10 protein-coding genes are annotated in these 25,402 nt (G+C 66.2%); 6 read left to right on the top strand and 4 right to left on the bottom strand.

The features are described 5' to 3' along the window. The first annotated feature begins 2 nt into the window (after nucleotides 1-2). Genes SKC41_RS23550 through SKC41_RS23530 form a run of 5 tightly spaced genes read left to right on the top strand, consistent with a single transcriptional unit; the run spans nucleotide 3 to nucleotide 5,162 of the window. Nucleotides 3-992, top strand: a complete 990-nt coding sequence (locus SKC41_RS23550; RefSeq protein ID WP_330980119.1) for an ATP-binding cassette domain-containing protein — start codon at nucleotides 3-5, stop codon at nucleotides 990-992. 44 nt (nucleotides 993-1,036) lie between these two features. Then, complete coding sequence (locus SKC41_RS23545; RefSeq protein ID WP_442931798.1) at nucleotides 1,037-1,813, top strand: ABC transporter permease; 777 nt, start codon at nucleotides 1,037-1,039, stop codon at nucleotides 1,811-1,813. Then, nucleotides 1,810-2,643, top strand: coding sequence for an ABC transporter permease (locus SKC41_RS23540; RefSeq protein WP_330980117.1), 834 nt, complete (start codon nucleotides 1,810-1,812; stop codon nucleotides 2,641-2,643). Before SKC41_RS23545 ends, SKC41_RS23540 begins: the two co-directional genes overlap by 4 nt. A 12-nt stretch (nucleotides 2,644-2,655) precedes the next feature. Next, a complete protein-coding gene (locus SKC41_RS23535; protein ID WP_330980116.1) occupies nucleotides 2,656-3,912 on the top strand; it encodes a phthiocerol/phthiodiolone dimycocerosyl transferase family protein in 1,257 nt (418 codons plus the stop codon). Then, nucleotides 3,909-5,162 (top strand): saccharopine dehydrogenase family protein, encoded by a 1,254-nt coding sequence (locus SKC41_RS23530; RefSeq protein ID WP_330980115.1) that lies wholly within the window; start codon nucleotides 3,909-3,911, stop codon nucleotides 5,160-5,162. Before SKC41_RS23535 ends, SKC41_RS23530 begins: the two co-directional genes overlap by 4 nt. Before the next feature lie 22 nt (nucleotides 5,163-5,184). Here SKC41_RS23530 and pks2 read toward each other — a convergent pair whose 3' ends face one another. After that, the gene (pks2, locus tag SKC41_RS23525; RefSeq protein ID WP_330980114.1) at nucleotides 5,185-11,715 is read right to left on the bottom strand and encodes a sulfolipid-1 biosynthesis phthioceranic/hydroxyphthioceranic acid synthase; all 6,531 of its coding nucleotides are present in this window, start codon (nucleotides 11,713-11,715) and stop codon (nucleotides 5,185-5,187) included. Then, nucleotides 11,712-13,454: an AMP-binding protein gene (locus SKC41_RS23520; RefSeq protein WP_330980113.1), complete on the bottom strand. Its 1,743-nt coding sequence runs from the start codon at nucleotides 13,452-13,454 to the stop codon at nucleotides 11,712-11,714. The genes pks2 and SKC41_RS23520 overlap by 4 nt, the downstream gene beginning before the upstream one ends. A gap of 546 nt (nucleotides 13,455-14,000) precedes the next feature. Here SKC41_RS23520 and SKC41_RS23515 point away from each other — a divergent pair. Continuing rightward, on the top strand, nucleotides 14,001-15,170 hold the full coding sequence (locus SKC41_RS23515) for a permease (protein ID WP_330980112.1): 1,170 nt from the start codon (nucleotides 14,001-14,003) through the stop codon (nucleotides 15,168-15,170). Here SKC41_RS23515 and SKC41_RS23510 read toward each other — a convergent pair. Beyond that, nucleotides 15,164-22,558: a beta-ketoacyl synthase N-terminal-like domain-containing protein gene (locus tag SKC41_RS23510; protein WP_330980111.1), complete on the bottom strand. Its 7,395-nt coding sequence runs from the start codon at nucleotides 22,556-22,558 to the stop codon at nucleotides 15,164-15,166. The genes SKC41_RS23515 and SKC41_RS23510 overlap by 7 nt on opposite strands. 26 nt (nucleotides 22,559-22,584) lie before the next feature. Next, nucleotides 22,585-25,402, bottom strand: a 2,818-nt coding sequence (locus SKC41_RS23505; protein ID WP_330980110.1) for an SDR family NAD(P)-dependent oxidoreductase, incomplete at its 5' end; no start/stop codon positions are given.

The following is a 25,402-nucleotide window of genomic DNA, read 5'->3' as shown; positions in this document are numbered from 1 at the left end:
CGATGAACAACGTGGATCGCGACTTCGACAAGGCTGTCGTCGTCGACAAGGTGCGCAAGACCTTCGGCGATTTCGTGGCCCTGCACGAGGTCAGCCTCGAAGTCGGCCGTGGTGAGGTGCTCGGCCTGCTCGGGCCCAACGGGGCGGGCAAGACCACGCTGGTGGACATCTTGTCGACCCTGAGCCGCCCCGACCAGGGCCGCGCGCTGGTCGCCGGCTATGACGTGGTGTCCGAGCCGGCCGGTGTGCGCCGGTCGATCATGCTTACCGGACAACAGGTGGCGATCGACGAAACGCTGACCGGCCTGGAAAACCTGTTCATGTTCGGTCGTCTCTACGGGTTGAAAAAGGCGGCCGCGCGCAGCCGCGCCACGGAACTGATCGAGGAATTCGATCTGGTGTACGCCGGCGATCGGCGCGTGAAGACGTACTCGGGCGGGATGCGGCGACGGATCGACATTGCCTGCGGTCTGGTGGTCCAGCCGCAGGTGGTCTTCTTGGACGAGCCGACCACCGGCCTGGATCCCCGTAGCAGGCAAGGTATTTGGGATCTGGTCAGCATTTTCAAGGGGCGCGGCATCGCCACGCTGTTGACCACGCAATATCTCGAGGAAGCCGACGCGCTGGCCGATCGGATCATCGTCATCGACCACGGACGGATCATCGCCGAGGGAACGGCCGACGAGCTCAAGGCGCGCACGGGCGGCAGTTACCTCGAGGTCGTCCCGCGGGACCTGCACGATCTGCCGGTGATCGCTGAGATCCTCGGCTCGCTGTTGCCGCAGGATAACCGGGCCGCCCTGAAAACCGAGTCCGACCGGATCGCCATGCCGGCCCCCGACGGCGCCAACACCCTCCTCGAGGCCGTGGGACGGCTCGCCGCTGCCAACATCGCCGTTGCCGATGTTGCGCTGCGCCGCCCGTCGTTGGACGACGTATTCCTGGCGTTGACGAAGGACCCCGCCAAATCCGTTGCCGAGGCGGTCGGGTGACCGCCGCCGGCGTCGTGGGATCCCAGGCGCGACCCCACCCCTCGATGGGGGCCCAGTGGTGGGTGCTCACCACCCGCTTCATCGCGCCCACCGTGCGCAACGGTGAGCTCGCAATCACCATCGCGGTCTCGGTGGTGTTCACCGCCGGCTTCTACATCCCGCTACACCAGATCATGGGCAACGTCACCAGGGGTGTGGCCAGCAGCTACGCGCAGTACTTGATGCCGCTGATCGCCTTGGAGGCCATCACGTTTGCGGCCATGTCGACTGCGTTTCGGGCGGCGACGGACTCGGTGCAGGGCGTCAACCGCCGGTTCCGATCCATGCCGATCCCACCGTTCACCCCGGTGGCCGCCCGCATCTCCGCCGCGCTGTACCGGTGCACGGTGTCTCTGACGGTGGCCCTGGTCTGCGGTTACACCATAGGATTTCGCTTTCGCGGATCGGTCGTCGACACCGTTGCCTTTTGCCTGTTGGTGCTCGTGTTCGGGGCGGTGCTGTCGTTCGCGGCGGACCTGTTGGGCACCGGATCCCGTAACCCCGAGGCGATGGCACCCATGCTGACGTTGCCGCCGTTGATCTTTGGCCTGCTGTCGGTCGGTGTTCAACCGGTGGAGCAGTTCCCCCGCTGGGTCCAGCCCTTCGTTCGCAACCAACCGATCTCCGCGTTGGTCGACAGCCTGCATGCCGCCGCCGGCGACGTCGCACCGTTCCACACATCGCTTACCTGGTCCGTGCTGGCGCCGACGCTGGCGTGGTTGTGCGGATTGGCCGCGCTGCTGGTCCCGGTATCGGTCATCGTTTTATCGAAGCGGGCATGATGACTCTGGTATGCGAGGAAACCGCGCGTCCCGCCGCTGCGCCGCGCGTGCACGAGAATTCGGCGCGCGTGCTGATCCCGCAAACCCTGGTGCAGACACGGCGGATACTCACCAAGTGGTCACGCGACATCACCGCGATCATCATGGTCACCGTGTTGCCCGTGCTGTTCCTGATCACCATGAATATCGTTCTGGGCCATGCGGTTACCCAGGTTGCCGGGTACGACGCGCTGTTCAACACGGTTCCGATGAACGTGCTCGCCGCCGCGGTCAACGGATCGGCGGTCGGTGCGATCGGCCTTATCGTCGAGCGCGACGCGGGCCTGTTGCGCCGGTTGTGGGTGGTGCCCGTGCACCGGGCGTCGGGCGTCTGTTCGCGGATCCTCGCGGAGATGGTCCGGATCGTCGTCACGACGGGGATCGTGTTGGTCGCGGGGATGGTGCTGGGTTTCCGCTTCAAACAGGGCATCCTGCCCACCTTGGTGTGGCTGAGCATCCCGGTGCTGTTCGGACTCGCCTTCGCGACCCTGATCATATCGATTGCCTGGTACGCGTCGAAGAACTTTCTCCTCGAGGCGATTACGCTGGTGCACCTACTCGCGATCCTCTTCTCGACCGGGTTCCTGCCGGTAGACCAATTTCCCAAATGGATCCAGCCAGTGGTTGCCCACCAACCGATCAGCTGCGCGATCGACACGATGCGCGCGCTGGCGCTGGGCGGGCCGGTGCGGTCGTCGATGATCCAGACATTGCTGTGGGTCGCCGGCATCACCGCGGTCTGCGTCGCACCAACGCTGCTGGGCTATCGACGGGCCAGCACACGCAGATAGGGGAAGTCAGCAGTGTTTTCCGGATCCGTGATCCGCAAGCTCGCGCACAGCGAAGAAGTATTCGCCGCCAATGAGACCTTTTTCGGGCTGAAGATACACATCGCTGGTGACGTCGATATCGACGCAATGGCAGATGCTTTCGATGCGCTCCTGCAGATGCATCCCATCTGGGCCGGCCACCTCGAGCAGGCCGACGACGGCCGGCATCAGATTGTCGCCGAAGACGTCATGCATCCGGGGCTGTGGATCGTCGATGAGCACACATCGGAGGCCGCGATCGCCGGCATGCGCCTGGACCAGAACCAGTCCCTGCTGAATCTCCGGTTGCAAATCGGCAGCGAACAAAGCGAACTGACGTTGTACGCACACCACGCGCTGGCCGACGGGCACCATGTCTTCGCTCTGTTCGAAGAGCTGCTGTCCCGCTATACCAACGTGGTGGAAAACGGCGATGCCGGTCCGGTGGCCCCGCAGCCCGCTCCCGAATCACTCGAGACGCTGCTCGAACAGCGCGGCGTTGCCAAGCAGGAGCGTTCGGGATTGGAACGCCTTTTCCCGGCGGCCTTCGCCTACGACCTGCCCGCCGTCGAGAAGCCGGCCATCGTGTCGAATTCCGATCTGATGCAACATATTCCGGTGACACGAGTCCGCTTCACCGAGCAGGAGACGTCGGAGTTGGTGGAGTTGGGTCGCGACAATCAGCTCAGCCTCAACTCCCTGGTGGCCGCGGCGCTGCTGCTGGCCGAATGGCAAATCCGCGATACCCCGCACATCCCGATTCCCTACTTCTATCCGGTCGACCTGCGCTATCACCTCACGCCCCCGGTCGGTGCAACCGAAGGCACGATGCCGCTGGGGTTGGCGAGTTATCTGGCCGAAATCGGGCCCGACACCGATCTCGTCGGCTTGGCCGGCGGCATCGTGGAGGCGTTTCGCGCGGACCTGTCCGAAGGCCTGATCCAGCAGTCGTCGCTGCACTTCAGCCTCCAGTACGAAGGTAGCCTGCCCGGGCTGCCCCCGTTCGTGATGTGCACGGACGTTGGCTCGATCCCCGGCTTGCGCACGCCCGAAGGCATCGAGATCATCGACGTCGGCGGCGAATTCCACTTCGCGGCCCACGCGCCGGTCGATCTCTACACTTGCTGGACCTTCGCGGGTCAGCTGTACATCGAGCGCCACTCCAACGTGCCGGGCCACCAGGAGTCCCTGAAGGAAGTCCATTCCCTGTTGTGCGCTGCTCCCGCGGAGCAAAGCTGGATGATGGAGTGACCACCGAGCGTGAGTTCGACATCGTCTTGTACGGGGCCACCGGCTTTTCCGGCAAGCTGACCGCCGAATACCTCGCCCGCTGTCAATCCCCGGCACGCATCGCCCTGGCCGGCCGGAGCAGTGAGCGCCTGCTTGCCGTGCGGCAGACACTCGGCCCCAGGGCAGCGGATTGGCCGGTGATCGTCGCCCACGCGTCGCAGCCCTCGACGCTGGCCGCGATGACCGCCCGAACGCGGGTGGTGTTGACGACCGTCGGTCCCTACGCGCACTACGGCCTGCCACTGGTGGGCGCCTGCGCCGCGGCCGGTACGGACTACGCCGACCTGACCGGCGAGCTGATGTTCGCTCGCAATGCCATCGACCAGTATCACAAGCAGGCCGTCGACACCGGCGCCCGGATCGTGCTGTCGTGCGGATTCGACTCGCTCCCTTCGGATCTCAACGTCTACCAGCTATACCGAAAGGCACGCGAAGACGGGGCCGGGGAGCTCTGCGACACAATGCTGGTGCTGCGCGCGTTTCGGCAAACCGGGGCCTCCGGTGGAACCCTCGCATCGTATTTCGATGCGATGCGTACGGCGTCTACAGACGCACATGTGCGCCGACTCATCGAGGATCCCTACACGCTGACCACCGACCGCGGCGCTGAACCCGAACTTGGTCCGCAGCCTGACTTTTCGTGGCATCGGGGCGGCGACATCGCACCCGAGCTGGACGGCTTTTCGGTTGGAGGGTTTTTTCAAGCTCCTTACAACGACCGAATTGTTCGACGCAGCAATGCATTACAAGAATGGACGTATGGCCGGCGGTTCCGCTATTCGGAAACGATGAGTCTGGGAAAGTCGTTTGTGGCTCCGGCCGCCGCCAGGGCCGTCACGGGTGCCCTGACCGGCGCGTTCCGGTTGGCGAACCGGCATTCGCACCGAGTCCCGCGGCGATGGGTTGAGCGGGTGCTACCCAAGCCGGGCGCCGGTCCGAGTGACGCTTCGCAGCAACGTGGTCACTTCAGGATGGAGACGTACACCACCACCACGACGGGGGCCCGCTACCTGGCGACGTACGCACAGTACTGCGACGCGTACCACGCGACCTCGGTCATGCTCGGCGAGAGCGGCCTGGCGCTCGCGCTCGATCGCGGTCGGCTGTCCGGGTTGCGGGGGGTTCTCACCCCCGCCGCGGCAATGGGCGACGCACTGCTGGCACGACTGCCGGCCGCCGGGGCATCAATGGCCATAACCCGGTTGACCTGAAACGGCTACGGCCGCTTTGCCGCTACGTTTTCTCTGCCACCAGCGTCTCGGCCAGATGGACGCTCAATGCCTGAGCCGTGTTGTGGGTGGCAATGGCCTTCGGCGTAACCCGGATACCGATCTCGGCTTCGATGCGGGTCCGCAGCTCCAGATTGCCCAGCGAGTCCAGTCCGTGTTCGACGAACGGGCGCTCTGGATCGACAGTGCGACGCAGGATCAGACCGGTCTGCTCGGTGATCAGACGCCGAAGCCGGGTGGGCCATTCGTCCTGTGGTAGTGACCGTAGTTCGGTGCGCAACGTGGTCTCGCCGGCCTGGTGCTGCCCCGCGTGCTGGAAGGCTTGCGCGAACGGGCTGCGTGCCACCAACTCGGCCAGCCAGGACGAACCGGTCATCGGGACGTACCCCGTGTAGCCGCGGTCATAGCGCAGGAGTTCCTCGAACGCCCGCGCACCTTCGTCGGGGGCGATCATGGTGGTGCGCCCGCCGTCGGCCAGGTGCGTGGCGCGCCCGACCTCGCCCCATGCCCCCCATGCGATAGCGAGCGACGGCAGGCCCTGGCGTCGCCGCCACCACGTGAAGGCATCCACCCAACTGTTGGCTGCCGCATATGCACCCTGTCCTGGGGAGCCCAGTAGCGCTGCCGCGGAGGAGAAACAGCAGAACCAGTCCAGTGGCTGGCCCAGCGTGGCGCGGTGCAGGTTCCATGCGCCGTAAACCTTTGGCGCCCAATCACGGTCGATCAGCTCGTCGGTGATGTTGGCCAACGTGGCGTCCACAACCACCGCCGCGGCATGCAGCACCCCGCGCAGCGGAAGCCCGGTGGCCGTGGCCGCAGCCACCACCCGGGCCGCGGTGTCGGGCTCGGCCATGTTGCCGGACTCCACGACGACGTCGGCCCCGCCGGCGCGGATCCGGTCAATGGCCTGCCGCGCCTTGGGAGTTGGGTTGGCCCTCGCGGTCAGCACGATCCGGCCGCAGCCTGCCTTGCCCATCTCGGTGGCCAGGAACAGCCCGAGCCCGCCCAGGCCGCCGGTGATGATGTAGGCACCGTCGCCGCGGAACACGGTGGCCCGCTCCGGGGGTACCAACACGGTGCTGTGCCCCTCGCGCGGGACGGACAGGACGAGTTTGCCGTTGTGCTCGGCCGCACCCATTACGCGAATTGCCGTGGCCGCCTGGACAAGTGGATAGGTGGTGTGCTCGAGCGGCGGCAGTTCACCGTCTCCGACGAGCCGGTACACCGTCCGCAACAGCTCCCCCACCTGCTGGGGGTGGCTGGCCGCCATCAGCGCGAGGTCGAGGTAGTGGAAAGTGAGGTTGCGGCGGAACGGATATTGACCCAGCCGGGTGTCGCCGTAGACGTCGCGTTTGCCGATCTCGACGAACCGTCCACCGATGGCCAGCAGTTCGAAGCCGGCGCGCTGGGCCGCACCGGTGACCGAGTTGAGCACGACATCGACGCCGTAACCGTCGGTGTCGCGGCGGATCAGGTCGGCGAATTCGGTGCTGCGCGAGTCGTAGACGTGCTCGATGCCCATGTCGTGCAACAACGCACGGCGCTGCGGGCTGCCCGCCGTGGCAAAGATCTCCGCCCCGACCAACCGCGCTATCGCGATTGCGGCCCGGCCCACTCCGCCGGTTGCCGAGTGGATCAGCACCCGCTCCCCCGGCTTGATCCTGGCCATCTCCTTCAGGCCGTACCAGGCGGTGGCGTAGGCGGTCGTGGCCGCGACGGCCTGCTCAGCGTCCAGGCTGGGCGGAAGTGTCACGGCAAGTTTGGCGTCGCAGGTGACGAACGTTGCCCAACAGCCGTTTTCGGATACGCCGCCGACCCGGTCACCGACCTGATGGTCGATGACGTCAGGCCCGACCGCGGTCACCACGCCCGCGAAGTCCATACCGAGGCGCGGTTGACGCCCGTCGACGCTGGGGAATCGGCCCATGGCGATCAGCACATCGGCGAAGTTGAGGCTGGACGCAGTGACCGCGACCTCGATCTGCCCCGGCCCCGGTGCGGTGCGTTCGAACGCAACGAGTTCCAGGCCTTCCAGATCACCGGGCGTGCGGATCTCCAGGCGCATGCCGTCGAGTTGATGGTTCGCGATGGCGGTTCGCCGCTCGTCGGGCCGTAACGGCGCTGAGCGCAACCGGGCGGTGTACCACTGCCCGCTACGCCAGGCGGTTTCGTCCTCGTCCGATCCGGCCAGCAGCTGGCGTGCCACCTGCGCGGCGTCGGTTCCCTGATCGATATCGATCTGGGTCGCCCGCAGTTCGGCGTCTTCGGCGGAAATCACCCGCATCAACCCGCGCAGGCCCGCCTGGTCCAGGTTGGGCCGGTCGTCGGGCAGCACGGTCTGGGCGTCGCGGGTCACGACATACAGCCGGGCCGGCTCTTCGGACGCTTCGACCAGCGTGCGGGCGATCCCCACCAGCCGTCGCACCTGTTCGCAGCCGCGGGCCGGGGACTGCTCCTCGAAGGCGGCGGCTGGCGGCCCGGCCAGCACCACCACACCCGTGACGTCGCCCAGCGGCACGCCGAGTTGTCCGGCGATGTCGCACTGGGCGCCTTCGCTTTTCAGTGCATCGGCGAGCTGGGCGGCCAACGGGTCATCGTCGTCGGCCAGCAACAGCCAGCTCCCGGCGTCAGCGCTCTCGGCGGCGGGTAGGTCGCGCGGCTCCCACTCGATCGCCAGCAGGCGCTCGCCCAGCAGTCGCTGGCGCGCGCCGCTCTCGGAGACGTCGCTGCCCACGCGCAGCCCACGCACGATCAGCAGGACGGTCCCGTTCTCGTCGAACACGTCGAGATCGGCTTCCATCCCGAACTGGTTCGCCTCGGTCACCCGACTGAGGCAGTAGCGGGCGCCGCGCAGCGACCCGTAACTGCGCAGCCGGCGGACACCCAGTGGCAACAGCAGACTGCCCTCGGCGATATCGCCGCTGTGTGCATGGGCCGCGATCGACTGGAAGCAGGCATCGAGTACCGCGGGGTGCACCCGAAAAGCGCTGTGCTGCAGGTTAACCTGATCGGGTCCTGCGACTTCGGCCAGCACGGTGCCGGTCGCTGCGTTGCCGGTGTGCGCGGCCGCCAGGCCGGCGAACGCGGGGCCGAACCGGACTCCGCGGTTGTCGAACCATTCCCGCAGCGACGTCCCGTCGATCCGGTCCGGATGGGCGGCGAGCAGCGCGGCGACATCGTGTACGGGTGGTTGGCCCAGCTCGTCGATGGCCTGCAAGGTTGCCGCGGCCCGCCGCGTGTACTCACCGTCCTCATCGGTTTGCACCTCGAAGGACACCAGGCCGGGTGCCTGGACCGACGCGTCGGCACTGAGCGCCGTCTCACCATCGAGCAGCAGCATCCGTTCGAATCGGATGTCGCGGACCTCCGACGCGTCACCGAGCGTCGCGCGCGCCGCCGCGAGCGCCATCTCGCAGTAGGCGGCCCCGGGCAGGGCCGGCACGCCGTGCACCTGGTGGTCTGCGAGCCACGGCTGTGCCGCGGTGCCGACTTCGCCCTGCCAGACGTGACGTTCGGGCTCTTCCGGCAACCGCACGTGCGCACCCAACAGGGGATGCACCGAAACGGTTCGGCTACCGGCTGTCTCGGAGTCGCGGGCCGGCAGCTGCGCACGATGCTCCGCGGCGCCGATCCAGTAGCGGGTGTGGTGCCAGGGCGCCGACGGCAGGGCCGGGTGCGGTTCGGGCGGGTGCGGGGTCTGGGGCGGATGGCCGGTGTGGCTCGCGTTGAGGTTGGTGTGGAAAGTGAGGGTGTCGTCGGCGTCGCGCTGCAGCGTGCTGACGATCCGATAGTCCCCGGCGCCGAGGGTGTCGTTGATGGCGTGGGCGAGCAACGGGTGTGGGCTGATTTCGATGAAGGTGGCATGGGACCCACCGGCTTGGCTACCAGCATGAGCGATGGCTTGGCTGAACCGAACCGGGTTGCGCAGGTTGGCCGCCCAGTGGTCGGCGTCGAACGCCGGCGTGTCGTCGCCGGGGTCGGTGGTGGTGCTGATCACCGGGATGGCCGGCGTCTCCGGGACCAAATCGGCTAGCTCAGAACGTAATTCGGGCAGGATCGGCTCGATGATCTGGTGATGGGAGGCCACGTCGACCTCGATGCGCCGGGCCAGCCGGTCGCCGTCGGCCACGACGGCCATCACCGCATCGACCTGATCGGGCGGCCCGGCGATCACCGTCTGGCCGGGCGAGGCGTACACCGCGAGGCTCACCTGCGGGTAATCGGCCAGCAGCGCCTCGGTGGCCGCGGCATCGGACTCCACCAGCGCCATCGCCCCCTGACCGGACAGCCGCGACATCAATCGCGACCGGACGGAGATCACTCGCAAGCCATCGGCAACGCTCAGCGCGCCCGCCACCACCGCCGCGGTGACCTCGCCCATCGAATGCCCGATCACCGCGTCCGGCTCGACGCCATACGAGCGCCATAATGCCGTCAGCGCCAGCTGCACACCCACCAACAGCGGCTGAATCCGCTCGATGCCGGTGACCGGCTGGCCGTCGGTCAGCACCTGCTGCAGCGAAAACCCGGCGTGTGCAACGAATATCGGCTCCAGCTCGGCGACCGCCGCGGCGAACACCGGCTCGTCGGCCAGCAGCTGGCGGCCCATCCCCGGCCACTGCGAGCCCTGGCCGGAATACACGAACACCGTGCCGGGCCGCGACGTTCCCTGCTGCGGGGCCACCACACCGTCCGCCGGCGTGCCGTCGGCCAGCGCGCGCAAGCCGACAATCGCATGCTTGCGATCGCGCGCGCACACGGTGCCGAACACGGGGTGCCGGGACCGGTGGTGATTGAGCGTGTGCGCTACATCGGGCAACGCCACATCCGCGCCGTCACCGTCCATCCAGTCGGCCAACGCCGAGGCCAGCGAACTCACCCGCTCGGTCGTCTTGCCCGACAGCACCAGGGTGCTCACCGCCGGGCCTGGTTGAGATGCAACGGGATCCGTCTCGGCGGCCTGTTCGATCACCACGTGCGCATTGGTGCCGCCGAAGCCGAACGACGACACCCCCGCCCGTCGCGGCAGCCCGGTGTCCGGCCAATCCGTAGGTTCGGCAACGACTTTCAGCCGCATCTCGTCGAACGGAATATGCGGGTTAGGGGTCTGGTAGTTCAGGTTGGGCGGGATATGCCCGCGGTGTACGGCGAGCACTGCCTTGATGAGGCCGGCGATTCCGGCCGCGCCCTCCAGGTGACCCATGTTCGACTTGACGGCGCCGATCAGTAGCGGACCGTCTTCGCTGCGCCCGCGGCCCAGCACCGTACCCAGCGCGCGCGCCTCGATGGGATCGCCCAAAAGCGTTCCGGTTCCATGGGTCTCGACGTAATCGACCTGGTGCGGCGCGACGCCGGCGTTGGCACACGCCGCGCGCAGCACCGCCATCTGCGCAGCCGGGTTCGGCGCCATCAGCCCATTCGATCGGCCATCCTGATTGACCGCCGATCCGCGCAGCACCGCCAGCACCCGATCCCCGTCGCGCACAGCGTCGCTGACTCGCTTGAGTATCACCGCGCCGCAACCTTCGCCGCGGACGAATCCATCCGCATCCGCGTCGAAGGATTTGCACTGCCCCGTCGGCGACAACGCTTCGGCCCCGTCGAAGCTGCGGAAGATGGCCGGCGACAACAGCAGGTTCACTCCAGCGGCGATGGCCAGATCGCAATCCCCGGTGCGCAGGCTCTGACATCCCAGGTGCACGGCCACCAGCGACGACGAACAGGCCGTGTCCACCGACACCGACGGGCCGCGAAGATCCAGAAAATACGACAGCCGGTTGGCGATGATGCTCAACGCGCCGCCGATGTTGCTCCACGCGTCGACTCGAGAGAGATCGGTTCCGGCCAGATACCCGTAGTCGGTCGCACACGCGCCGGCGAAAACACCGGTCTGCGAACGACGCAGTGATTCCGCGGGAATCCCGGCATGCTCCAACGCTTCCCAGGCGACCTCCAGCAACAACCGCTGCTGCGGGTCCATCGCGGTCGCCTCGTGCGGGGAGATCTCGAAGAACTCGGCGTCGAATCCGTCGACGTCGCTCAACACCGAAGCCCACCGAGTGGTGCCGGCCAGCGCCCTCGTGATCTCCGGCGAGCCGTCGTCGAACGGCAGCCATCGGTCCGCGGGCACCTCGGTTACCGAGGAACGACCCTCACAAAGGAACCGCCAGTACGCATCCGGTCCTGAAATGTCACCGGGAAAACGACATCCCAACCCGATCACGGCAATCGGCTCGTCGGCCCAACCACGATCCGCCGACTCGGCTTGCGCCTCGAACTCCGACTCGGGTGTGGTCAGAAACTGCACCAATTGGTTGATCGTGGGGTGCTGCCAAAAATCCAACGGCGAGACCGCCCGGCCGACCAATGTCGCCAACTCGCCCGAGAGTACGACCGCATCGCGCGAGCCCACCCCCAAGTCGTTGAACGCCGCATCGAGACCGACATCTTCACGATCACAACCGATCTCGTTAACGAGATAGTCGATCAACCAGCGCTCTAGCCCCCCGGCCTCATCAGGACCGGCCGACGTCACGCCGGAACATCCAAACGCTCAAACTCCTCGAGCCGGTAGGTCTCGACACACGTCGACCGGCGCACCTTGCCACTCGTCGTGAGCGGAAGCGATCCGGGCGCCACCAGCACGAGATCGGCGATACGCACGCCGTGTGCGCTGGAAATCGCGGCGGCGACATCGCGCCTGATCGAGCGGAGTTTCTGCTGAGCGTCCTCGTCGGAGCCGGCCTTGTTCTTGACCTCCGCGATGGCGACAAGCTGCTCGGTGGTGTCGTTGGCAACCGAAATCGCCGCCACCCGGCCCTTGGTGATCTGCCCGATCGTCGATTCGATGTCGTCCGGGTAGTGATTACGGCCGTCCACGATGAGCAGATCCTTGAGCCGGCCCATGATGAACAGTTCGCCGTCGGAGATGAACCCCAAGTCGCCGGTCCTCAGCCAGGGACCCTCGGGTGTGCCCGCGGAGGGGTTGGTGATCCGGGCACCGAACGTGCGCTTGGTCCGCTCCGGATTGCGCCAGTACCCGCTGCCGATGTTGCGGCCGTGCGCCCAGATTTCTCCGATCACACCGGGCGCCGTCTCGGCCTTGGTGTCGGGGTTGACGATTCGCACCAGCGGTGACTTCATGGCGCCGTAGCTGATCAGATCGCTGCCGCCCTGCTCCTCGGTGCACGGTGTGGCCTGACCGCCCGACAGCTGCTCGTACTGAAAGCGCACGGATTTGGGCGCCTGCCCCGTCTTCGCACTGGCGACGTACAGCGTCGCCTCGGCCAGACCATAGGAAGGCCGGACGACCGTCTCGGGGAGGCCATATCGGGAGAAACGCTCCATGAAGCGTGTGATCGATGCCGGCTGCACCCGTTCACTGCCATTGGCCAGACCCACCACGCCGCTCAGGTCGAGCCCGGCCATGTCGTCGTCCGAAATTCGGCGCACCGCCAGATCGAAAGCGAAGTTCGGTCCTCCGGAGAACGGCCGGGGATTGCTCGCCAGCAACCGCATCCAGCGGGCCGGCTCGATCAGGAATGAGATCGGACTCGTCAACACCGCGGGACGTCCCCATACCGTAGGGAAACAGATCCCCTGGATGAGCCCCATGTCGTGATAGAAGGGCAGCCACGACACCAGCGTTTCCGGCAGCCCGGAAACGTCGAACAAGCCCGACTCGAGCTGGTGGCAATTCGTCACCACGTTCTCGTGAGTGATCACGACACCGGCGGGCTGGCCCGTCGACCCCGACGTGTACTGCAGATACGCTTCCTTGGGATGCGAGTATTCAGCCGGGCTGATTTCGCCGGCCGAATAATAGTCGAGTGAGTCAATTTCAAGGACCGTCGGCGCGGCCGATCCGCCGTGAGACTCCGCATATTTGACGACCCCATCAACGGCGGCGGACGTCGTGATAATTGCGGCGGGGGTGCAATCCTGTAGCGCCGATGAAATGCGGCTGTCGTGGGCGCCGAATTGCGGGACCGACAGCGGAACCGCGATGAAGCCTGCCTGTAACGCCCCGAGAAAACCGACGACGTAGTCGAGGCTCTGCGGAGCCAGTATCGCCGCCCGATCGCCGGTCGTCCCGCAGCGCCGCAGCTCCGCGGCAACGGTCAAGGCGCGTCGGTGCAGCTGCGACCAGGTCAAGCTTTCGGCGAAGCCTTTCGGATCCACGTCGTAGTCGATGAATGTGAATGCCGTGTCATTAGGCTGCCGGCGAGCATTTTCGCTCAGCACTGCCGGGATGGAGGACTCGATAACGGACATAACGCTACCCTTCTGATTCTTCAAATATTGGTGCGCATCACGTCCCCCACGGGATGCCGCAGCCTGGTTTGTCGCGGCACCACCCCATGCCCACTAACCGATACGAACTTCTATCTGTGCAGCACCACCCTGGATGAGAAGACTTGGAAGGTGCGGCGGGTGCCTGCGGCGGCAACGCCAACCCGCGACCGCATGGCTTGCGCGACCGGGCCGAGTTGCACTCCGACGATCCGTTCCACCCTCTGTTCGACCCTTTGTTCGACGAAGTGTACCGCCGCGCGGTTCAGCGACGATCCAGTCTGCTCGCGCTTTTCCGGCGCCGGGTGTATCGGCGCCGGCGCGCTGAGCTGACATGAGCGAGCACCCGCGGTCATGACCACCTCCACTGCGAGGAACCTACCCGTTCTCTGTCGGCCACGTTGGCGAATCGGCGATATCGTTGACCAGCCAATATCGCCCGGTGATCGGCACGTTGGTCCCACAACTAGTCGCTGCACGGCGCTGGCGCATACGCGATGATCGACGCCGAGGAGAGGAAGCGGGCCCATGACAGGCAAGGCGCTGGCCGCAATCGAGCATGCCCTGGCCCTGGCCGGGTCGATGACCTGGGAAATCTTATGGGCACTGATTCTCGGCTTCGTGCTGTCGGCGGTGGTGCAGGCGGTGGTTCGGCGCTCGACGATCGTGGCGCTGTTGGGCGACGATCGTCCGCGCACCCTGGCGATAGCGGCCGGCTTGGGGGCGGCGTCGTCGTCGTGCTCGTACGCGGCGGTCGCCTTGGCCCGCTCGTTGTTCCGCAAGGGTGCGCATTTCACCGCGGCCATGGCATTCGAGATCGGCTCCACCAACCTGGTGGTCGAGTTGGGAATCATCCTGGCGCTGCTGATGGGCTGGCAGTTCACCGCGGCCGAGTTCGTCGGCGGCCCGCTGATGATCATCATCCTGGCTGTTTTGTTCCGGCTGTTCGTCCGGTCCCGCCTCGTCGACGCCGCGCGCGAGCAGGCCGAGCGGGGCATCGCCGGATCGATGGAAGGACATGCCGCCATGGACATGTCCATCACCAGGGAAGGTTCGTTTACCCAGCGCCTGTTTTCCGCAGAGGGCTTCACGTCGGTTTCGCACGTGTTTGTGATGGAATGGCTGGCGATCCTGCGGGACCTGGTGCTGGGCCTGTTGATCGCCGGCGCCATCGCGGCGTGGGTGCCCGAAAGCTTCTGGCGAGGTTTCTTTTTGGCGGATGACCCCGGCTGGGCTGCGGTGTGGGGGCCGATCGTCGGGCCGGTCGTGGCGATGGTGTCCTTCGTGTGCTCGATCGGCAACGTGCCGCTGGCCGCGGTGCTGTGGAACGGCGGCATCAGCTTCGGCGGCGTGATCGCCTTCATCTACGCCGACCTGCTGATCCTGCCGATCTTGAACATCTACCGGAAGTACTACGGCACCAGAATGATGCTGACACTGCTCGGCACCTTCTACGCCTCGATGGCTGCGGCCGGGTATCTCGTCGAATTGCTCTTCGGCACAACGAACCTCATCCCGGCCGAGCGCAACGCCACGGTGATGGAAGCGTCGATTTCGTGGAATTACACCACCTGGCTCAATATCGTCTTCCTCGTCGTCGCGGCGGTACTGGTCGTCCGATTCGTCACGTCCGGGGGAATGCCGATGGTACGGATGATGGGCGGTTCCCCGGAGGCGATGGACGGTCACCATCACTGACGCGCCAGCGCCGCCGTCCATTGCTCGGCGCTGATCATCTCGCGCCAGTTCACGCCCACGGAATCCAGGGCGTCCTCGATGCAGGCCCATATCGACTCCAGGGGCGACGCACCCGGGGCGGCGGCGGCAATTCGGTTCTCCACAACCGGGTTTGGCGGGTTCGGCGCATCGCTGAACGGAGCGAGTTCGTTGATGGCGTCGATGACCAGACGTCGCCGGTGCGCGTACGGCGACGCGCTCAGCTCCTCGGGCATGATCGGGCGGCCGAAGATATAGTCCTGCGCGGCTTGGCGATACGGCACCTCAAGCTTGTGGCTCACCGGATCCTCGGGCAAACCCCCGGCGAAGTACACCGGCACGATCGGCAGTGACATCTCGATCGCCATATCCAGCAAGGTGGAAGTCAGCCTCTCGACGCGCTGACCGGAGTGCACATGCCGAGTCCCGTCGGCGTGCACCATCGTCGACACCCCGTAGGCGGCGACATCGCTCTTGATTTTCTCGACCAGGCCGAGGAACTGCTGCGGGTTTTGCTGATCGAAGTATCGGATGGTGCTCAGCTCCCGGCCCGCCACCGCGTCGAGCAGCCGCAATAGCTGACCGATCCAACGGTTTTCGTGTTTGGCATGAGCGATCGGCACCACCTGCGTGCCGGTCAGCCACGACGCGATGGTGGTGCCCAACAACGATTCGATCTGCACCTGGTGGTTGCCCAGCAGTAGCACCGGACGGCCCTGAATCGCCGCCATTGCCGGTGGGTCCGCGACGACGACATGCCGGACATAGCGCGACAACAGGGCCCCGTGCAGCACATCTGCGAAGCCGTCCCGCTGCATCCCGAGCGTGTCGGCCCACCGGTCGCGCACCGGGCGCCAGTCCGTCTGCAACGACGCGCTGACGCGGCACGCCCGCTGGCGTGGTTGCTCGATCTCTACCCGGATGCGCTCCAGCGGCAGCGCCGGGCAGCTCACCTGACCCCCGACGAGGAGAACCTGCGAGGGGTGTATCGCGTTGTGGGCGGCGTCGGCGACCGCTTCTTTGGCCGCGATGTCGACGAGCAGCGAATCCCCTTGGCTGTCGGTGCAATACACCGCGTGCAGGGTGCCCTTGAACCAGTCCAGTGTTGCCGCGCGGACCGAGTCGAGCATGACCACGCCAACGTCCAGCCGCTCGCTCAGCGACATTGCGGGCACGGCCCGCCGTTCGGCCAGGAACGCCCGGCGCTTCAAGCCCCCGGCTTGGGCGAGCGGCCCCTTGGACAGCAGGATTTCGACGAGCCGAAGGTACGCCCACGGCTTGCCCGCGACGCTCAGCCACAGATCGATGACCGGCATGCGGCCGTCGTCGTCGTCGAAACCGACGAAACGGGATTCCACGTCCACCGTGCCTGCGGTGGGGGCGTCACTGTAGAACCGGGCCCACACGACCCGACTTGGAAATGCGACGGTCGGGTCCGCCGCGTCCACATACGACTCGACGGCACAACTGTCGGTGGTCCATACGCTCATTGCGGCGTGCGGAACGATGTGCAACGCACCGTCGAGGAGTCCCGGCTGCTGTAGCCCCGCCGGAACCTTGCACAGTTCGACCGCAAGCGTCCCGGACGACCCGTTGCGCCCTATCCGGGCGCCGTCGGTCAGCGTTGCGAATGCGGGCCCGTGGAACACCGCACTGGTGGCGTACGGGGTGGCGAAGGGCACCGCGCCGGTCAGCGCAGCCGGAGTCGCGGGTGCGCCGGCGTACTGCTGCGCGGTGACGATCGTGGCACGGGCGTGAGTTTCCCAGCGCGACAACGCCGCTTTCGCTGCGTCGCGCCACACCTCGAGCCGGCCCTCGAAACGTCCGGGCGAAGCGGGCTCGACGACCACCCGCAGCCGCTTGGGCGAATCCACGATGATCCAGCGATCCACCCGCAAGTCGGTGACCTCGACCACTTTGGCCGTGCCCGCGGCGCGGCTGGCCGCCTGCGCCAACAGGTCCAGCACCGACATCATCGGCAGGGACGCAATGACATACGTCGGGCAGTGGTCGGTGATCCAGCTGTCGGTGGCGGGATCGATGGTCGTCTCCACCGTCGTGGCCTGGGCCGTCGAGGGCGGTGACGCCGTGGCCGTTGTGGGTAAGGGGGGTGCCGTCGCCGACGAGCCGATCCCGGCTTCCGATTGTCCTTGCGGCACATGGCGTGTGATGCGCATGCCAAGGTTGGTCGCGCTGTAGATCCGTTTGCCGTCCACCCAGAGCGAGGCATCGGCGACGGCCAGGATGCCTTCGTCGCCGCGCGCGATGCGGGTGATCTCGAGTTCGGACATGATCTGCTTGTTCGTCGGCACGATCTGTCCGCGATAGCGCCAGGTGATCGCATCGTTGAGCGCCACCGGTTCGAAACGTGCCGAGGGTCCCGCCTCTTTGCCCAGCCCGTGGTCGAGCATCGCGAATTGCAGGAGTTGCAGCATCATTTCGATACCCAACGACCCGGGCTGCACCGGATCTTGGTAGAAGTGGGCCTTGAAATACCACTCCGCCGGGTCGACGTCCTTGACGGCGCGCCACCGCCCGAGGCCGGCCTCGCCGTCGGTTCGCCATCGTCCCGTCACGCGGTCGATCATCAACAGCATTGGATCGGCCAATCGCGCTCCGGGGCCGAAGAACTCGTGCGGACGCGCGGAAAGGTCGACGACCGGTGCGTCGCATAGGCGCTGCGCGATGGCGCGCTGCTCGTCGGTGACCGGGAGCCCCACCTGCTGTTGCAACGCCTCGCGGCCGAAGTATCCGAATACCGTGTCGAAGGTGTAGATGAGCCCCTCGTCGGCGTGCATCTCACCGTCGAAGGTCACGATGATGGTTCCGCCCGCCTGGGCGATGCTCTTCAGCGAGACTTTGGTCCGCAGGGTTCCGGTCGACGGTGTGACCTCGCGGTGCTGTCTGCCCGTGCCATCGAGGTTGCGGAAGTAAAGATCCTTCTCGCTGTTCAGCGGGCACCCGACGTAGCTGGCCAGCCAGCCGCAGGGCTGCAGGGCGACCTCCATCAGCACCGCGTTGGGCATCGTCGGTGTCCCGTTCACCGCGAAATACCAAGCATCGCTTGGCACTTCGTACTCCACGACGACTTCCGCACCGGCCTTCACCACGCCGATCTCACCGACTAGCTCGGTGACCCCGGACATGAAGTGGTAAGGCGGCCCGGGCAACCTGGCAACCTTGCGATGAGAGTCGAACTTCTCGAACAGCGGGCCGAACGCCAACGAAGGCTTGGCGATAGCGCTTGCCAGCATCGCTTGGTAGTCGAACCGGAAGCCGTCGACTTCAGCGACGGGTTCGGGCTCGACGTATCCGACCAGCTCCTTGGCGCCCAGGTCCATCGGCCAGCCGGGCGACAGCTTCAGACCCATCCGGCGGCAGTGGAACGCCGGCAGCCCGTCGACCGTGCACAGCAGGTCGGCGAACAGCGTCGGCTCGGGCCCGGCGAGAACCTCACGTACGAACACCTCGTAGACCAGTTCGCGCGATTGCGGTGTGACCTGACCTCGGCACGACAACTTGTATGTCTCGAAAGGCACGGGTTCGAAGCGCCAACCGTCGCATTCCAGCGTCATCCCGAGCGCAGTCATGTAGATCGCCATGGTCTGCATGGTCGCTTCGAACATGAGCGTGCCCGGCATACACGGGTCGTTCTTGAAGTGTCCTGCGAAGTACCACTTTTCGGGATCGATGTGTGCGACCGCCCGCAAGTAGCCCCGCTCCCACGGGCCGCCGGATAGATCCAGCTGGATTACCTCGTCGACGAACAACATTTCGCCGCCGCCGATGCTGGGCGTGCGAGTGTGGCTGGCCGCGCGTTCGAAGCCCTGACCAAACGTGCGCCAAATCTCGCCGCCCGCCATTGCCTCCAGGTCGGCACGAGACAGCGAGGTGCGCGAGGTTTGCGACGGCGTCGGTTCCATCGGACCGTCAACCGTCTCGTCCTCGGGACGCCAGAGGATTCCGCCGGATGCGGCCAGCTCCTCGTCGGAGAAGAATCCGGCCTGGCCGTTGCGCATCGACATGCGCTCGACACCGTCGATCGTACAGTCGTAGTGAAAGAAGAAGATGCGAATGTCGCCCTGACGGGCGTGGCCATCGACGTGGATGTCGAACCGCAGGGTGTCGCCGATTTCGGGTAGGCCGCCCAGGTAGGTCACCTCACAGCCCAGCAGGCGATACACCCGCTCACCCTTGTTGGCGAAGTCGGCGCCCATCCATGAGATGAGCATCAGGTCGGCCTGCCCGGCCTCGATCATGACGCCCGCGGGCATCCGGCCCTGATGCAGATACCACGCATCGGAGGTGACATCGGTTTCGGTCCAGAGGGTTCCGGTACCGTTGCGGCCCGGCACGGCGTCGATGCCCAGGAGGCGATTCGCCAGCAGCAGCGGCGGTTCCGGCATCCGCACTTGACGAAGGTAGTTGTCTTGCACCGTGAACGCCTGGCCGTAAATATCGGAGATCTTCCCCGACGCGTGCACCCGCAGGCCGTCATTGTCCAGCGCAAGACCAATCGGCGCGCGCTTGGCTGTCGGCGCCGGAACCTGCTTGTCCGCGGGCCGAACCGGCTGAACCGCCCTGCAAGCGCCGGCAAGGGGCAGCGTGTCGATCTCTTTGGGCGCCAATGCCTTCGCGGCGGTACCACCATTTCGCGGGGCGGATGTGGAGTCGTTGTGGTCAGAACCGTTGTGGGAAGGACGGTTGCGGACGCTGCCCCGAGTGGCGACCGGGTGCGTGTCGCTGTGGTAGGCGACCGCCAGCGGCTCTGGCGGCGTCTGCGCGGCGAGAGCCGCGCCCAGCGGCACCCGCACCAATGCCTCCTCGGCCTTGGGCAGAGCCGGGGGAACCGGGAGATGTGTTGCCATGCGCTGCTCCCCTTTACTGGTGATCAAGCGTGAATCCTGGTCAACCTCAACAACATTCTCCGGTAGCAGAACGTCGGGAAGATGACCGGGAAAACGCAGCCACGTCGACTTTCCCGACCCGGATCCCGTCACGGTCCGGTGTGCGTCGAGCGCGCTGGCGTCATGCTGGTTGACCGGCGGTGGCACCAGCACGATCTGCTGTTCCTGGCCGGCCAGCGCGTCGAGCGCGATGACGACTTCTCGCCGCTGCGACGACCATTGCGTGCCATCGGGACGTACGCCGAGAAAGCCGTAGAGCACACCGGCGGCGACGTGCAACAGCCCGGACGCGGCGTGGGCGTGGCCGAGTAGGGGCGAGAGGTCCGTTGCGCCGGGTGCGGTGCCCAACCGAAGGCAATCGCCGTTCGGTTGTCGGCCCGCGGATAGGGTGGCAAGAACCGTGTCGTCATCACGGCGTGCATCGTCGGCGCGTTTGAGGACCAGCACGACGGCGGCGTCACCGGATATCTGCTCACCGGCTCCCAGCAGCTCCCGGGCCGCCGCTTCGTGGACGGGTTCGCAGCTGAGGTCCACCGCCCCCACCACGGCCGCGTCGATCTCACCGCGCCGCAATGCGCGGGCGGCCATCTCCAGTGCCGTGGTGCCGGAAAGCTGTTCGCGCGATACCGTGAAACTCGGTCCGCGAAGGTCGAACTGGCTGTTCAACCGGTTTGCCACAATGTTGGGCATCGCGCCGACGACCCCGGCGGCTGTCCACCCTTGCACCACCGCGTCGCGCGCCGTCGCCAGCAGATCCGGGTCATCGATCTCGCCGGCCAACCGCCAACGCACCCCGAGTCGTGTCACCTCGGCGTCGCAGCCCATCCCGACGATAACGCTCGTGGTGTCCGGCGGAAGATCTTTGATCAGATCACCGACATTCATGGCCGCACCGAGCAGGGCGATTTGCTGCGGCAGCGTCTGCTTGAGATCGGTTGGAGGGAAACGTGTCTGAGTAAGATCGAGGCAAACCTCGGACATCCGCGCCCGTACCGCACCGCTGTCGTCGCGATGCGGAATCGGCTGGTTCTTCGCCAGATGCTCGGCTACCGAAAGGGTTTCGTGCCCGTCGCCCACGAGCAGTCCCAAGCCGACGATCGCGATGTCAGCGTCGGCTCCGGTCGGCGTCACCGGCCATCGCGGATGGGCGACGTGCTTGTTGGCAGGTTCGAGCCATTCTTCGAGCAACAGATGGGCGTTGTTGCCGCCGAAGCCGAAGTTGTTGATCGCGGCGCGGCGTGGTCCGACACAGTGCCAGGGTTCGGCTTCGGTGAGCAGACGGAACGGAGAGTCAGCGATATACGGCAGCGGATCGTCGGCGTGCAGGGTCGGCGGCCGTACTCGCGCCCGCATCGCCGCGAGCACCTTGATGGCTCCAGCAGCACCCGATGCCGTGATGGAGTGCCCGAGGTTGGATTTCAGCGATCCGATCGGCACGTTCGTCATACCGTCGAAAATGCGTGCCATGCTCATCAGTTCGGTCAGATCGCCCCGCGCGGTTCCGGTGGCATGGCACTCGATCAGGGAGATGTCTTGCGGCTCAAGCTCGGCCATTTCGTAGGCGAGCCGCATCGCGCGTTCTTGCCCCTCCTGCGAGGGCACCAGCAGACCACGTCCGCGGCCGTCGTTGCTGAGGCCGACCGCCCTGATGACGCCCAATATGGTGTTGCCGTCGGCGATTGCGTCTTCCAGCCTGCGCAGCACCAGAATCGCCGCGCCTTCGGCCGGCACCAGACCGTCGGCGTCGGAATGGAATGGACGCGACCTGCCCGAGCGGCTCAGCGCCTGCAGTGCGCTGAAGCCAACGTGTAACAGCAAGTCGCTGGCCCCGTTGACACCTCCGGCCAGCATCACATCCGCGGTGCGGTCGTGCAGCCGGTCGCAGGCGAGCTTGATGGCGTACAGCGATGAGGCGCACGCGGCGTCGAGAGCGGCGGCGCCCCCGGTGAGGCCGAGCGCGTTCGCGATGAGATGAGCGGGCAGACCGGACATGAACCGATTACGCCAGTCGATCCGGTGTGTTGTTGCGCGCCAGACCTTTTCGGCGAGATCCGTCATCGTCTTCGTCGGATAGCTCAAGTTTCCGAGGACGACCCCGGCCGAGCCCGGGACTTCGCCGGCATGCCAGCCCGCGCCCTCAATGGCCTGCCGGGCCGCCTCGATGGCCCATAGGTACAGCGGATCGAGACCGTCGAGCGCCTCGACGTCGAGGAGAAGGTCGCGAGGCGCGAAATCCGGATCGAAGCCACGCACATATCCACCGCGGTCCGACCAGGTGTGGTCCAGGAAGGCGGAGTTCTTCGGGTCGCGCAGGATATGCTCCGCCGATACGCCCCAATAGCCGGGCTGCGCCGAGCCGAGCGCATCGCGGCCCGCACGCACCGTGTCCCACAGCTCGTCGGGACTCAGGCCGCCGGGCAGAACGCAGCCCTGACCGACGATCGCGATGGGTTCAAATTTCAAGACGACTCCGCGGCATTCGGTTGAGATCAGCTGCCGTAGGGGTACATCTCAAGCCGTTTGATGCTGGCCACCAAATGGTTGTCCGCATCAACGAGGTCTAGGTCGCAGACGGCGCGGCTGTTCTTTGCCACGCCATTGGAGAGCACGCAGCGCAACCCATCGCCGAGCGCACCGGCTCGGTAGCGCACGATCTCGCCCACCCGCAACGGCAGCACCTTTGACCCGAGCTGTTCAAAGCTCCATACCAGTGCCGCTTGCAGGCAGCCGTCGAGCGCAGCCGGATCGGTCGCCCAGCCTTCGCCTGCCCAACCGACCACCGTCAGCCCGTACAACGGGGCCGTGGCGGACGACTCCTGGCAGTCGACGCTCTCGAGGACTTGGAAGGCGGGTCCGTGGAAGAGTGCGCCGTTGGTGTAGCAGGTATCGCGGTTCAGCTGCTTGCCGCCGGCCGGCGCGGCTGCGAGAGTCGGCACTGCCGTTGCGCCCCAGCCCATTTCGACCGTCGCGGAATAATAGGCGGTCGATCCGGAAGCATCGGACAACGTGCACGCCAGCCGATGTGGGTGACCGTCCATCGACGCGCAACGCACCAACAGTGCGTCCCCGCGTTGGTCGAAGTCGGGCAGCGTCACGGCGCGCAGCACCCGGAGGTCGAAAATACGATCCACGCGCTGGCCGGGCCGGCATGCCTGCGCCATCCGCACAAACCATTCCAGCGCTTGCACGATGGGCAGGACCACGTTGCCCTGGATGCGGTGGTCGACCAGATACGGTTGGCGGGCCGCATGGGCCACCACACGTGCGACCCGGCCCTCGGCGGGCACCGGATGGGTTGGCACGCCTGCCAATACGCCGTCTCCGAGGATCACCTCCGGACTGGCCGTCTGTGCGTCCAGCAGGTCGGAGACGAATGCGTCTGCGCCGTCGGCAAGCGGGATCAAAGAGATTCCCCGGGACTCGAACATCGCCTTGAGACCGGGCGTCACCATCCCGGAATCCCAAGGGCCCCAGCCCAATGCGCGGACAAGGCAGTCGGGACCACGGCGGGCCTGTTCGGCCAGGGCAACCTTGTTCAGGATCTCGTTGGCCATGGCGTAGTCGCTTTGGCCGACGTTGCCGCTGCGCGCTGCCACCGACGAGAACAGGCAGACCAGCTTCAGCGCGTCGCCGGCTGTCGCATCGAGCAGGGCGCACAGACCGCCGACCTTTGTCTCGAAGACACGGTCGTATCCGTCCAGGGTCTTCTTGTGCAATGGCGCATCGGCCAATACACCGGCCCCATGGACCAACCCGGTGACGGGCCCGAAGTCGGCGCGCACGCTGTCGAGCAGCGCACCGAGTTGAGCCGCATCTCGAACGTCGGCCGTGGCGTAGCGTACCCGCGAGCCGGCGGCGGTCAGGGCAGCAAGCGTGGCGCGCACTTCACGGTCCGCCAGGATGCGCTGCACTTGTTGTTCGAGCTGTTTGGGCGTGAGCTTAAGTCCTTGTGCCGCAGCGCTAGTCAGCAATGCTCGCTTGAGGTCGGCGTCGGTTGTCAACCCCTGCGCGGCGGCTGGTTCGTCGCCGAGTTCGGTGCGCCCGATCAGCACGAAGCCGGCCCGTGTCTGTTCCGCCAGGGCGATCACCGATGCGGCCGTCACACCGCGGCCGCCGCCCGACACGACAATCACGTCGCGGTGGTCGATGCGACGGGTGTGGGCAGCCACCGGCGCCGCGTCGGCGACGACGGTGACTCGTCCGTGCGTGCTGCCCAGACCGACTTCCAGCTCGGCCCCGCCCGCCAATAGTTCGTGGGCGATGTGCTCGGCGATGGCGATCGGGGCCAGCCGTCCGGCCGCGATATCGATGGCCTTGACTTGTGCTGTTGGCCATTCCTGCGCGGCAGTCTTGGCCAGGGCGCCGATGCCGCCGGCCCATGCACGCACGCCCGGCTCGGTGAGCAGACCGAAGGTGCCGCCGGTGTCCTGAACGGTGACAAAGACGCCGCCGTGCTCTTCAAATCGCGCGGCGACGCGTTGTGCATCGGCGAAGACCGCGCGGTTGAGGGCCAGCATTTCTTCCCGGCTGGTTGTCTGCTGCAGCCCGCCGAGGTGGATCACGGCCTCGGCATTGGCACTCGGCTCGGTCACCGTGGTGGCGCTGATCCCGTGGGTGCCAAGGATGGCGGTCAAGGCCTCACCGACGCCCGGAGCAGTGGCGACAATCTCCACGTTGGCAGCGCTGTAGAGGCCCGGCATCGCCATTCCGCTTGCCGGAGCAGCGATTGCGCGCACCGCGTGGCGCGCGATCGCTACTCCGGCTAACTCAAAAGGGAGGCGGTCACCCGCCACAACGCCGTTGGGGATGGCGGGGACCGGCGGTGGGGCATGCATCGGTGGTGCGCCATTATGGGCAACCGGGGCCATCAACGACTGCAAATAATCAACAATCTCCTGCAACGTCCCCAACCCCGCCATCGCCGCAGTCTCCACCTCCGGCAACACCGGAACCCGCTCCTGCACCCCCGACAAAATCTCCACCCGCTTAATCGAATCGATCCCCAAATCCGCCTCTAACGCCATCGACAAATCAAGCATCTCAACGGGATAACCCGTCTTATCCGCCACCACCGCCAACATCTCACCCACCAAATCCACACCCGACACCACCGAAGCAGGCACCGCCACCGGCACAGACGCAGCCACCGGAACAGGCGCAGCCACCGGAGCAACCGGGACCATCAACGACTGCAAATAATCAACAATCTCCCGCAACGTCCCCAACCCCGCCATCGCCGCAGTCTCCACCTCCGGCAACACCGGAACCCGCTCCTGCACCCCCGACAAAATCTCCACCCGCTTAATC

Source organism: Mycobacterium sp. 050128, assembly GCF_036409155.1.
Lineage (GTDB): Bacteria > Actinomycetota > Actinomycetes > Mycobacteriales > Mycobacteriaceae > Mycobacterium.
Note: the sequence above shows the minus strand (reverse complement) of the source record. Positions and strands in the feature narration are given on the sequence as shown.

Coding starts and splice junctions, on each gene's coding strand:
- SKC41_RS23515 (WP_330980112.1), top strand. CDS start 14,001: ATGACAGGCAAGGCGCTGGCCGCAATCGAGCATGCCCTGGCCCTGGCC.
- SKC41_RS23545 (WP_442931798.1), top strand. CDS start 1,037: ATGGGGGCCCAGTGGTGGGTGCTCACCACCCGCTTCATCGCGCCCACC.
- SKC41_RS23520 (WP_330980113.1), bottom strand. CDS start 13,454: ATGTCCGTTATCGAGTCCTCCATCCCGGCAGTGCTGAGCGAAAATGCT.
- SKC41_RS23540 (WP_330980117.1), top strand. CDS start 1,810: ATGATGACTCTGGTATGCGAGGAAACCGCGCGTCCCGCCGCTGCGCCG.
- SKC41_RS23550 (WP_330980119.1), top strand. CDS start 3: ATGAACAACGTGGATCGCGACTTCGACAAGGCTGTCGTCGTCGACAAG.